At 60.2% G+C, this 11,789-nt stretch carries 8 protein-coding genes; 6 read left to right on the top strand and 2 right to left on the bottom strand.

The genetic code is table 11. The annotated features are described in order from the left end of the window. Nucleotides 1–122: 122 nt before the first annotated feature. Nucleotides 123–728: a helix-turn-helix domain-containing protein gene (locus CHB97_RS07055; protein WP_160105633.1), complete on the bottom strand. Its 606-nt coding sequence runs from the start codon at nucleotides 726–728 to the stop codon at nucleotides 123–125. A gap of 164 nt (nucleotides 729–892) precedes the next feature. Further along, a complete protein-coding gene (locus CHB97_RS07050) occupies nucleotides 893–3,301 on the bottom strand; it encodes a hypothetical protein (protein ID WP_089287238.1) in 2,409 nt (802 codons plus the stop codon). Between the two features lie 204 nt (nucleotides 3,302–3,505). Between CHB97_RS07050 and CHB97_RS07045 the strand changes: the two genes are divergently transcribed. The 6 genes from CHB97_RS07045 to CHB97_RS07020 all read left to right on the top strand — a co-directional run bounded on the left by CHB97_RS07045 (nucleotide 3,506) and on the right by CHB97_RS07020 (nucleotide 11,752). Then, nucleotides 3,506–5,005: a CoA-acylating methylmalonate-semialdehyde dehydrogenase gene (locus CHB97_RS07045; protein ID WP_089287237.1), complete on the top strand. Its 1,500-nt coding sequence runs from the start codon at nucleotides 3,506–3,508 to the stop codon at nucleotides 5,003–5,005. 148 nt (nucleotides 5,006–5,153) lie between these two features. After that, the gene (locus tag CHB97_RS07040) at nucleotides 5,154–6,293 is read left to right on the top strand and encodes an isobutyryl-CoA dehydrogenase (RefSeq protein WP_089287236.1); all 1,140 of its coding nucleotides are present in this window, start codon (nucleotides 5,154–5,156) and stop codon (nucleotides 6,291–6,293) included. A gap of 29 nt (nucleotides 6,294–6,322) precedes the next feature. Further along, the gene (locus CHB97_RS07035) at nucleotides 6,323–7,099 is read left to right on the top strand and encodes an enoyl-CoA hydratase (protein WP_089287327.1); all 777 of its coding nucleotides are present in this window, start codon (nucleotides 6,323–6,325) and stop codon (nucleotides 7,097–7,099) included. Between the two features lie 120 nt (nucleotides 7,100–7,219). Further along, a complete protein-coding gene (locus CHB97_RS07030; RefSeq protein ID WP_200819847.1) occupies nucleotides 7,220–8,407 on the top strand; it encodes an acetyl-CoA C-acyltransferase family protein in 1,188 nt (395 codons plus the stop codon). A gap of 466 nt (nucleotides 8,408–8,873) precedes the next feature. After that, nucleotides 8,874–10,511, top strand: a complete 1,638-nt coding sequence (locus CHB97_RS07025) for a tannase/feruloyl esterase family alpha/beta hydrolase (protein ID WP_089367401.1) — start codon at nucleotides 8,874–8,876, stop codon at nucleotides 10,509–10,511. Then, complete coding sequence (locus CHB97_RS07020; protein ID WP_160105631.1) at nucleotides 10,508–11,752, top strand: SGNH/GDSL hydrolase family protein; 1,245 nt, start codon at nucleotides 10,508–10,510, stop codon at nucleotides 11,750–11,752. Before CHB97_RS07025 ends, CHB97_RS07020 begins: the two co-directional genes overlap by 4 nt. Nucleotides 11,753–11,789: the final 37 nt, after the last annotated feature.

The following is an 11,789-nucleotide window of genomic DNA, read 5'->3' as shown; positions in this document are numbered from 1 at the left end:
TTGGTACGGCGGCGACCGCCGCCGCGCGGCCCATGCCGCGTGAAGCCAAGCCAACGGATGTTGGCGCCGGCGATTGAGGGCCTTGATCAGAACTGATCAGTTCTGATCAAGGCAACTGACGATCAATCACCCAGCCAGATGCCGACGACGCGGTGCAGTTTTTCCGCATCATCCAAGGCCAGTTCCACCCGCTTGCGGGAGAGCGTCAGGCCATAAAGCCCGCCATCATCATCCTGGCGCAGATAGAAGGCCAGCGGCGACCAGGAAACCCGGTTCACCACCAGATCGCCCACCTTGGCGGTGGCTTCCGGATTGACCAACAGCACCGCACCGGGCGCGAAGGCCGGGGCGTTGTTCAGGTCGGCCACCGTTACCGCATAGGCACCAGCGACGCTGCGCAGGGCCGCCGGGCGGGCGGTCTTGCTGCGGGCGGTGGCGTTGCTGCCTTCGCGGGCAAGATCGCGCCCGTCATAAAGCGGCAGCTCGGTTTCCGCCTTGCTGTCGCCCAACATGCTGCGCAGCGGGCTGGAGGGGGACAGCATGTCGCTCGGCCCCACCCCGAAAATCTTCGCCAGCCGGATGACATGGTCAGGCCGGAACGGGCGAACCCCGTTTTCCAGCTTTGAAATCTCGCTTTTCGACAGCCCGGCGGAATTGGCGAGCGTCGCCAGACTCATCCCCCGCGATGTCCGCATGGTGCGGAGATGCACCCCATCATGATGTTGCACTTGCTGCGTCTCCCCTGCGTGCCTCTGCTGGAAACATACAGCAATGGTGGTGGGCGGGAAGGGCCAGGGCATAGTCCAAAGGGTTAGGTGGTCTTTAAGCAAAATGCCGCCGACCGCCTCTTTCGATCAAATGATCGCATAGCCCCCAGGCTCCGCATACCTCCTCAGAGGGCGGGTGGCCAGGGTTGCCGTGACACTGACAGAGCTTCTTCCCATTCCCGTATCTTGGGCTCAAGGCTGTCTAAGTCAAATGTACGGAACAGGGAAAGAAACCTGAAAGGCTTATCTGGAATTGACCGGTACATGCCATTGTTTATATCATACTCATTCTCAAAGTATCCAAAATTAATTGGAATTTCATTGATTTGTGCGTGATTGACAATCATTAAAAGTGCGATTTGATCTATCCATCGAGATACCTCTTGTTTCTTGAGTGCTCTGTACAAATAGTCACGTAAAAATCCAGCGTACATTTTTCCGTATTGCGTTGGGTTCATTAAAAGAAGATTCGCGGTAAGTACATCTCCCACCTGTTTTCCAATATCATTGTAGTTGAAAACAATATCATTTTGTTTTGTTTTTTGTAAAAGATCGTGGACTCCCATCAGCAAGATGCAATCAATATCTGATATGAAAATGGGTAATTCTAAGCTAGAAAGAAGGTAATCGGCTTGCGCAAAGCGCACGCTTTGGAAATGAGCCAGAGGAACGGCCGCAATATTGTCTGGTGGTGCATCGACACAGATCGTGGTAACCGCTGCCGGATCAAAATCATCTGCCGTCAGTATCAGCCGATCATCAACTATTCCCAAAGAGTTGGCCAGTTGAACCAACCTTCCATGACCACCAATTACATGGATGATAATGAGGCAGGGAACATCAGAATTTTTTAGAGCCGAAAGAGCGAAAATACGGGCATAAAGACGGAAATATTTCTCGTCAGCGGCGACAAGAAACACCGCTTTGGCGCCTATCTTTTGGGCGATCATTGTAATGTCAAATGTGCTCATTACCGAACCTGTGCTTGACACACAGCTGGTAGGGGCGGTCGCCTGCCCCACGGGATTCTCACCCAGTTCCTGCTCCATCATTACCGCTTGGATGATCAGATGGAAGAAGCGAAACCAATTTTTTGCGGTTTCATCGTCCTGGATTTCAGCGTCAGTAAGCTTTTCCGCTCTGCTGGCAATATGCCGGGCCAATTGGATGTCGCCGGGGGCGGCCTTCATTGGCGCCAACAGCAGGTTCAGCAAACCCAAAAACAGTTGGAGACGGACGTGGGGGGGATTATCCGATTGCTTGATTTCGGCGAGTCGCAGGAGGTACTGGCGTTGTGCTGTCTTATCGCCGGCTTGACGAGCGTCCCAAAAGAGTAGTTGATTAGCCATCTCATTTTCTGGCTCTAGCTTAAGAAGCTGACGGGCGTACCTGGTTGCTTCTTCTGTCCTGCCCAATGAGGACATCAACCTGGTAGCATTGGCCACCATTGGAGCCCAGCCCGGTGTCAGTGCCACCAGATTTTCAGCAATATCCGCAGCCTCGTCAAACCGGTTTTCCCTTTGCAATTGATGAATCGCTACGTTGGATTTGTTGAATATGTCGACAGTAAGGTTTTCAAGACCACTTAAAGAGCCTGTAAGATCACGAAAACGACGCAAGTCTGCGGCGGCGTCCAGCATGCGGTTCTGGTCATTATGGCATCTTGCACGCAGCAGCAGGGAGCCGGGGATCGTCTGTCCCGCCAAGCTTGCCAAGTGATCTGACAGGGTGAAGGCATCTGTCAGCCGACCTTCGTTAAATAGTCGGTTGCCCAAGTCCAAAATTGCGGTGGCAGCTTCACGATTGATCGGGGCAACGCCTGGTCGCAGGATAGCCAAAGTATCATATAGCTGTTCGATTATATTATAGCCATGGCGGGTCATCAGATCGAGAGCGGCCCGACGATCTGATGGGCTCAAATGCTGATGACCGTAATAAACAATTGCAGGGCGCCAACGGTTGAAATCGAATAAATTTATAAGAGAAAAATTGTGAATTTCTGCTTCCAGTCGCAGGATATCAATCCGCGACACGCCCGCCATTTTGAAGAGACTTCCAAAGCGAAAGCCGTTAATTTCCACGGCTTCAATCAGTTTTCTTAATAATTCACGGGTTTCTTCCTTCAGAGCTGTCGGCCCAGTAACACGAGGATCGATCAGTATTGCATCGACCGTGGCAGCGGAGATCCTGGCAAAATGATGGGGTAGCAGGCCCTGTCTAATGGCTTCTGGCTTGAAACGATATACAGTTCGCGGCCCGTCATTGGCAGTAATCATACATTTGATGGGTTTTATCTTGGTGGAGCCGTTATATAGGATATTTAATTTTTCGAACTGCGTTTGGGCATGTTCAACAATCACCCCCGAAAGATGATGCTCTCCAATGAGGGAAGGCAAGGGGTCGAATCGGAAGCCGTCACAACTGCCGATCTGCACGAAGAAAGGTGCGGGTTGACAGACGGATAAGCCCGCAATGGCATTGGTGAAGGGGTTGGGGCTTCTTTCAGGCTTAGCCGTCACGAAAATCTCCTTCATTGCCAGCGACTTTCACCGCGCGATCAGGTGCAGGATCTGTATCAAGCGATATCCCAGCTTTTCTCCAGTTACAATGGCGGCAACTTGGTGGGCTGTCGGTGGTAGTGCAATATTGGCATTTTCGCACATCCAGCTAGGATGTTCTCGCCTTGCCGTGCATCCCATCCCGTGCCACCTTCCCCTTAATAAGCGAGGGAGGAACCTGTGGTCGATAAGCTGTATCACTTTGTCGGTGGCGCGCGCGTCGAAGGAAAATCCGGCCGTTTCGCGCCGGTCTTCACCCCCATGACAGGTGAAATTTCTGCCGAGGTGCCGCTGGCCAGCGCCTTGGAACTGGCCGAAGCCGTGGCCAATGCCAAGGCGGCGCAGCCGGCCTGGGCCGCCACCAACCCGCAGAAACGCGCCCGCGTGCTGATGAAATTCCTGGAACTGCTGAACCGGGATTTCGACAAGCTGGCCCTGAAACTGGCCCTGGAACATGGCAAGACTATCCCCGATGCCAAGGGCGATATCCAGCGCGGGCTGGAGGTGGTGGAATTTGCCATCGGCATTCCACACCTGTTGAAGGGGGAATTCACCGAAGGGGCCGGCCCCGGCATCGACATGTATTCGATGCGCCAGCCGCTAGGCGTGGTGGCCGGCATCACGCCGTTCAATTTCCCCGCCATGATCCCGATGTGGAAATTCGCGCCCGCCATTGCCTGCGGCAACGCCTTCATCCTGAAGCCGTCGGAGCGTGACCCGTCCGTGCCGCTGTTGCTGGCGGAATTGATGGCCGAGGCCGGGCTGCCCAAGGGCATTTTGAATGTGGTGAATGGCGATAAGGAAGTGGTGGACGCCATCCTTGACCACCCGGATATCAAGGCGGTGGGCTTTGTCGGTTCCACCCCGATTGGGGAGTATATCTATGCCCGCGGCACGGCCAATGGCAAGCGGGTGCAGGCGTTCGGCGGGGCCAAGAACCATGCGCTGATCATGCCCGATGCCGATATGGATCAGGTGGTTGATGCGCTGATCGGGGCCGGCTATGGCTCGGCTGGTGAACGCTGCATGGCCATTTCCGTGGCGGTACCGGTGGGCCAGAAGACGGCGGACATTCTGGTCGACCGGCTGGCCAGCCGGGTGCGCACGCTGCGCGTCGGCCCCTCCACCGATCCGACGGCGGATTTCGGCCCCGTCGTCACCCGCCAGCATCTGGACAAGATCAAGGCCTATGTCGATATCGGCATCAAGGAAGGGGCCGAACTGGTCGTGGATGGCCGCGAACTGACCCTGCAGGGCTATGAAAATGGCTTCTACATGGGCGGTGTGCTGTTTGACCGGGTAACGCCGGACATGCGGATTTATAAGGAAGAAATCTTCGGTCCCGTGCTGTCCGTGGTGCGCGCCGACGATTACGAGGCAGCCTTGGCCCTGCCGAACGATCATGAATATGGCAATGGCGTCGCTATCTTCACCCGCGACGGTGACACGGCGCGTGATTTCGCCGCCCGGGTGGATGTTGGCATGGTCGGCATCAATGTGCCGATCCCGGTGCCGCTGGCCTATTACACGTTCGGCGGCTGGAAGCGGTCCAGCTTTGGTGACCTTAACCAGCATGGGCCGGACAGCGTGCGTTTTTACACCAAGACGAAGACGGTAACGTCGCGCTGGCCATCGGGCATCCGCGACGGGGCCAGCTTCGTCATCCCCACCATGGGATAAGGGGCCAACCGCCCCGGCTTTTCTCAGAAATCGCGGCCTTATTACGCTCTCCCAGGGCGGGCCGCAGACTGGGGCGGTGCTTGCGGCTTTGGCCCGAACAGGGCTGAAGACAGCACCGCCCGTTTTCTTTTACCAAGGATCGACCGAGATGGAATTCGATCTGACCGAGGACCAGCGCGCCATTCAGGATCTGGCGCGTGGATTCGCCGCCGAGCATATGGCCCCCTTTGCCGGCGGCTGGGATGAAAACCAGATTTTCCCGGTTGAGACCCTGCGCAAGGCAGCGGAACTGGGCTTTGCCGGGCTTTATTGCCGCGACCAGTTCGGCGGTACCGGGCTTAGCCGCCTGGATGCGGCGATTCTGTTTGAGGAACTGTCCGCCGCCTGTCCTTCCACCGCTGCCTATCTGTCCATCCACAATATGGCGGCCTGGATGATCGACACGTTCGGCAATGAGGAGCAGCGGGCGAAATGGCTGCCTGACCTGTTCAGCATGGCCCATTTCGCCAGCTATTGCCTCACCGAACCGGGGGCGGGGTCGGATGCCGCCTCATTGCGCACCCGTGCTGAACGCGATGGCGATCATTATGTGCTGAACGGGTCCAAGGCCTTCATCTCCGGCGGTGGCGCATCTGACATCTATGTGGTGATGGTGCGCACCGGTGGGCCGGGGCCGAAGGGGATTTCCTGCCTGGTGGTGGAAAAGGGTACGCCGGGCCTTTCCTTCGGCAAGAAGGAACGCAAAATGGGCTGGAACAGCCAGCCCACCGCCCAGGTGATGTTTGAAGACGCCCGTGTGCCTGTGGCCAACCGGCTGTGGGCCGAAGGCGATGGCTTCAAGATCGCCATGAAGGGGCTGGATGGCGGGCGGCTCAACATCGCCTCCTGCTCCCTGGGTGGCGCGCGAGCCTGCCTGGAGGCGGCAAAGGCGCATATGGACGTGCGCCAGCAGTTTGGCAAAAAACTGAATGAGTTCCAGGCCTTGCAGTTCAAGCTGGCCGATATGGCCACCGAACTGGATGCCGCACGGCTGATGGTACATCGTGGTGCCGTGGCGCTGGATGCGGGCCATGCGGAGGCGACGACCTGGTGCGCCATGGCCAAGCGATTTGCCACCGATGCTGGATTCCAGATCGCCAATGATGCGCTGCAGCTTCATGGCGGCTATGGTTACATCCGCGACTATCCGGTGGAACGCATCCTGCGGGATTTGCGCGTCCACCAGATCCTGGAAGGCACCAACGAGATCATGCGGGTGATCATCGCGCGCCGGCTGCTGCAGCCCTGATCACCCGTCCAAGAAATGGGGAAATGACCGTGAGCTACGAGAATATCCTGGTTGAAACCAAGGGTGCCGTCGGCATCGTCACGCTGAACCGTCCCAAGGCGCTGAACGCGCTGTGCGATGCGCTGGTGACGGAGATGGAACAGGCGCTGAACGGGCTGGAGGCAGACCCCGCCATCGGCGTCATCGTCGTCACCGGGTCGCAAAAGGCGTTTGCCGCCGGGGCCGACATCAAGGAGATGGCGGGCTTCAGCCATATGGATGCCTATCTGAACGATTTCATCACCAAGAAATGGGGTCGGCTGGCCACCTGCCGCAAGCCCACCATTGCTGCCGTGGCCGGCTATGCCCTGGGCGGCGGCTGTGAGCTGGCGATGATGGCGGATTTCATCATTGCAGCGGACAATGCCAAGTTCGGCCAGCCGGAAATCACCATCGGCACCATCCCCGGTGCCGGCGGCACCCAGCGCCTGACCCGCGCCATCGGCAAGGCCAAGGCGATGGAAATGTGCCTGACCGGCCGGATGATGGATGCGGCAGAGGCGGAGCGGTCGGGCCTTGTCGCCCGCGTGGTGCCGCTGGCCGACCTGATGGCGGAGGTGCTGAAGGTGGCGGAAAAGATCGCGTCCATGTCCCGCCCGGTGGCCATGATGGCCAAGGAAAGCGTCAATCGCGCCTTTGAAAGCAGCCTGGCGGAAGGGCTGCTGTTTGAACGCCGGGTATTCCACAGCACCTTTGGCCTGGAAGACCAGAAGGAAGGCATGGGTGCCTTCGCGGAGAAACGCCCGCCGGCCTTCAAGGGCCGCTGACGGCGAAGGGGCCGGCCTTTGGGTCGGCCCTTTTTTGCATCCGCGAAAGTTTCTTGCGTGCGGTGCGATAAAAACCTAACTTAGCAACATAGAAAAAATCAAATCCGGGAGGAAATGCTGATGGGTGCGTTGAACGAGGTGGTGATCGTTTCCGGCACCCGAACCGCCATTGGCGGTTTCGGTGGCAGCCTGAAGGATATTGCGCCGGCTGAACTGGGCAGTCTGGTGATTGCCGAGGCGGTGCGCCGCGCCGGGCTGACCCCGGCGGATGTGCAGCATGTGGTGATGGGGCAGGTGATCCCGTCTGGCCCGCAGGATGCCTATCTGGCGCGCGTGGCAGCGGTGAATGCCGGCATCCCCACAGCCTCCCCGGCGCTGACGCTGAACCGGCTTTGCGGGTCCGGCGTGCAGGCCATCATTTCGGCGGCACAGATGATCCGGCTGGGGGAATGTGAGGTGGCCGTGGCCGGTGGGGCAGAAAGCATGAGCCGGTCGCCCCATGTCATCCCCTCTGTGCGCTGGGGCCAGCGCATGGGCGATGCTGCCCTGCTGGATGCCATGGTGACGGTGCTGACCGACCCGTTCCACAAGATCCATATGGGCATCACGGCAGAAAATGTCGCCGAACGCCACGAGATCGACCGCGCCGCCCAGGATGCGCTGGCGCTGGAAAGCCACAGCCGTGCCGCCCGCGCCATTGCCGAAGGTCGCTTCAAGGACCAAATCCTGCCGGTGGAGGTGAAGGCACGCGGGGGTACCCGCCTGTTCGACACCGATGAACATGTGCGGCCCGATGCCAAACCCGATGATTTCGCCAAGCTGAAACCCGCCTTCAAGAAGGATGGCACGGTGACAGCGGGCAATGCCTCGGGCGTGAATGACGGGGCGGCGGCGGTGACGCTGATGGCTGTCGATGCCGCCGCCGCCCGTGGCATCAAGCCGATGGCCCGCATCCTGGGCTGGGGCCATGCCGGGGTGGAGCCGGAGGTGATGGGGCTGGGCCCCGTCCATGCCGTGCCTATCGCCCTGCAGCGCGCCGGCCTGTCGCTGGCGGATATCGATGTGATTGAAAGCAACGAAGCGTTCGCTTCCCAAGCCTGTGCGGTCTCTAAGCTGCTGGGCTTCGACCCGGCCAAGGTGAACCCCAATGGCAGTGGTGTTTCGCTGGGCCATCCGGTGGGGGCGACAGGCGCCATCATTACCGTGAAGGCAATCTATGAATTGGCCCGCACCGGCGGGCGCTATGGCTTGGTCACCATGTGCATCGGCGGCGGCCAGGGCATTGCCATGGTGGTGGAACGGGTCTGATCCGCGCAGCTTCTTAATAACCCTATGCAAGGGCGGCCCCGGAACCATCCGGGTGCCGCCCTTTCTTTTTGTCCATGGTGTGGTTGATTATACCAACCCGCCTAAAGGTTTACCTTTAGGCGGGTTGGAGACCGGCGACCGCCGGCCCGCGCCACGTGGCGCGTAAGCCAAGGGCGCGGATGCGCCCGCCCGGCACCTGAGGGAGATTGGTATTATGTCATCATGACTGGAATTTTCTGATTCTGTCAAAAACGCCGTTGCAATCGTTTGTAATGTGGGAGTATGGTTATATTTAAGAACAAAATGAATAGTCCGGGAGGTACAGGTGGCCAGGCTCTCCAGAACCAGGCTGTTGGCAGGATGCGCTGCATCGCTGTCACTTTCTACGGCAATTGTGGGGTGGGCGGCACCGGCCGGCGCGGCTGAGCCTGCCTTTGCGGGGCGCTGTGCGGCCGTTGCCGCCCTGATGCTGGGCCAATGGCCTGATGCATCCACCCAGGTGCAGGCCGCCCGCTATCTGCCGGACGGCGCGACCGTGCCGCCGGAGCCGTTTGAACGGCCCGCCGGTCCGCCGCCGGCCCTGAAGTCGCATTGCGTTATCGATGCGACCATGGCACCGCGCACGGGCATTGACGGTCAGCATTACGCAATCCGCTTCCGCTTGCGCCTGCCGGAAAACTGGAATGGCCGCTTCCTGTTCCAGGGCGGCGGCGGCACCAATGGCAATATCGGCAATGCGCTGGGGCTGGTTCCCGGTGCCGGCCTGACGGAACCGGCGATCAACCAGGGCTATGCCGTGGTCAGCCAGGATTCCGGCCATGACAATGCCAGTAACAGCGACCCCGCCCGTGGTGGCCCTGTCGCCTTCGGCTGGGACCCGGAGGCGCGGCGAAACTACGCCTATGCCTCCCTGCAAACGGTTGCGGGCAGTGCCAAGGCCCTGATCAGTCGCTTTTATGGTCGCATGGCCGACCATTCCTATTTCGCCGGCTGTTCCAAGGGCGGGCAGGAAGGGCTGATGGCCGCCCACCGCTTCCCCGATCTGTTTGACGGCATTGTTGCCGGTGCCCCCGGCATGTCGCTGCCGCGTGCCGCCCTGGCGCAGAATTGGGATGTGCAGGTCTTTGGCGCCCTGCTGCCGCCGGATGAAAAGGGCAAGCGGTCGGTTTCTGCCCTGTCGCGGCTGTTCAGTGCCGATGATTTTGTGCTGATCCGCCGGGCGGTGCTGGATGCCTGCGATGGCGATGATGGGCTTGCCGATGGCATTATCAGCCGTTATGGCCAATGCAGTGGCCCGAAACTACAAAAAGCGCTGGAAAGTGTGCAATGCGCCGCCGGCGCCAAGGATGTCTGTGTTGATCCCGGCAAGCTGGCCGCGCTGAAAAAATCGCTGGCCGGGCCGAAAGGGAAGGGCGGTGCCGCCCTTTATACTGAATGGCCCTGGGATGCCGGGATCGGATCGCCGGATTGGGCGGTGTGGAAACTGGGCCTTGCCCAGCCGCCGGTCCCGCCGCTGAATGTGGTAATCGGCGGGGCCGCCCTGCATGGGCTGTTTTCGCCCGCTCCCCGGTCCTTGGGCATGGACCCGCAGCAGATATTTGAACAGCAGCTGAGTTTTGATTTTCAAAAGGATGGTGACCTGATCCACCGGGTGGCGGCACCCTTCAAGATATCCGCCTGGGAGGAAATGTCGGCACGGTCCCCCGATATCGATGCCTTCCGCGCCCGTGGCGGCAAGCTGATCGTGCCGCATGGTGTCTCCGATCCGGTCTTCTCCATCAATGATACGCTCAACTGGTATCAGGAGATGGATGAACGCTATGGCGGACAGGCCGCCGGCTTCGTGCGGGTCTTCCCGGTGCCGGGTATGGGCCATTGCAGCGATGGCCCCGCGACAGACCGTTTTGCCGCCTTCCAGGCCATGGTCGACTGGGTGGAACGGGGCCAGGCCCCCGACAGCCTGACCGCTACGGCCGGGCCGCAAAGCCCATGGCCCGGCCGGACGCGGCCGCTCTGTCCCTATCCAACCTATGCCCGCTATGACGGCACGGGAAACAAGGAAGCCGCTGAAAGCTTCCAATGTGTGGGAGGAAAGAAGTCGTGAGGAATTCTTTGTTCAAGCGGCTGTTATCGGTGTCGGCCCTGGCCCTGATCTGTGTGCCAGCCGCCCTGGCGGCACCGGACGGGCGCTGGGTGCAAAGCTGGGCCTCCAGCCCCTCCTTAAATCTGGAGAAGCTGCCCTTCGATTTCTGGCGTCCGCCGGCGGAAGTGCAGGGCACGCTGCGCTATAAGATGCGCATCACCGCTGCGGGGGATGAGGTTCGCGTTCGCCTGTCTGCCGAAACCCTGCCCACGGATGTGCTTGTATCGGCGGCGACCATTGCCCTGGCGGATGCGGCCGGCAATCTGGACAGCAAGAGCGTGGCACCGCTGCGCTTTTCCGGTGACAGCTCGGCCCGCATTGCCGCCGGCGCCCCGTTGGTGAGCGATCCGCTGCCCCTGCAGGTGGCGGCCGGTGCTATCGTTTATGTGACCCTGCACCTGCCGGCAGCGGTGACCATTCCCCAGGCCGACCCGCTGCATGTGGTGGAGGTGGCGGCCGGTGCCGATCAGACGCGGGCGGCCAAGCTGACCGACGCGCGGGTTGAAACCGGGCGGGAGATTGTTTCCGCCATCCTGGTACGCGCCACCAAGACGGCGCGTACCATCGTCACCTTTGGTGATTCCATCACCGATGGGACCGGGGCCAAGGATGCGATGATGCGCGGCTGGCCCGACCAGCTGGCGGCCCTGTTGCGCCAGAAGGGGCAGAATGATGTCGCCATCGCCAATGCCGGCATCGCCGGTAACCGCGTGCTGCGCGACGAGATGGGGCCGGCGGCCCTGGCCCGCTTCGACCGCGATGCCCTGTCGGTGCCCGGCGTCACCGATATCGTGCTGTTGGAAGGCATCAATGATCTGGGCTTGAGCGGGCTGGAAAATCCGCGTGGTCCGGGCCATCACCCGGTTGTCACGGCGGCCGACCTGATTGCCGGTTATCGCCAGCTGATCGCCAGGGCCAAGGCGCGGGGGGTGAAAATCCACGGTGCCACCCTGACCCCCTTCCTGGGCTCCCCTTTCCCTGGCTATGCGACGCCGGAAAAGGAAGTGGTGCGGCAGGAGTTGAACCGCTGGATTCGCACCAGCGGGGAATTTGACAGCGTCATCGATTTTGATGCTGCCGTGCGTGACAGCGCCGATCCGCAGCGGATCAAGCCGGCCTATGACAGTGGCGACAAGCTGCACCCGTCGGATGCCGGTTACCGCGCCATGGCGGAGACAGCACTGGGTGTTCTGCTGAAGTAAAGCGAGCCGGTCCCCGGAAGGACAGAGACAACCCGCG

It is taken from the genome of Azospirillum sp. RU38E (assembly GCF_900188385.1).
Classification (GTDB): Bacteria; Pseudomonadota; Alphaproteobacteria; order Azospirillales; family Azospirillaceae; genus Niveispirillum.
This window is presented reverse-complemented; position numbering and strand designations above follow the sequence as displayed.

Coding starts and splice junctions, on each gene's coding strand:
- CHB97_RS07050 (WP_089287238.1), bottom strand. CDS start 3,301: ATGAAGGAGATTTTCGTGACGGCTAAGCCTGAAAGAAGCCCCAACCCC.
- CHB97_RS07040 (WP_089287236.1), top strand. CDS start 5,154: ATGGAATTCGATCTGACCGAGGACCAGCGCGCCATTCAGGATCTGGCG.
- CHB97_RS07030 (WP_200819847.1), top strand. CDS start 7,220: ATGGGTGCGTTGAACGAGGTGGTGATCGTTTCCGGCACCCGAACCGCC.
- CHB97_RS07025 (WP_089367401.1), top strand. CDS start 8,874: ATGCTGGGCCAATGGCCTGATGCATCCACCCAGGTGCAGGCCGCCCGC.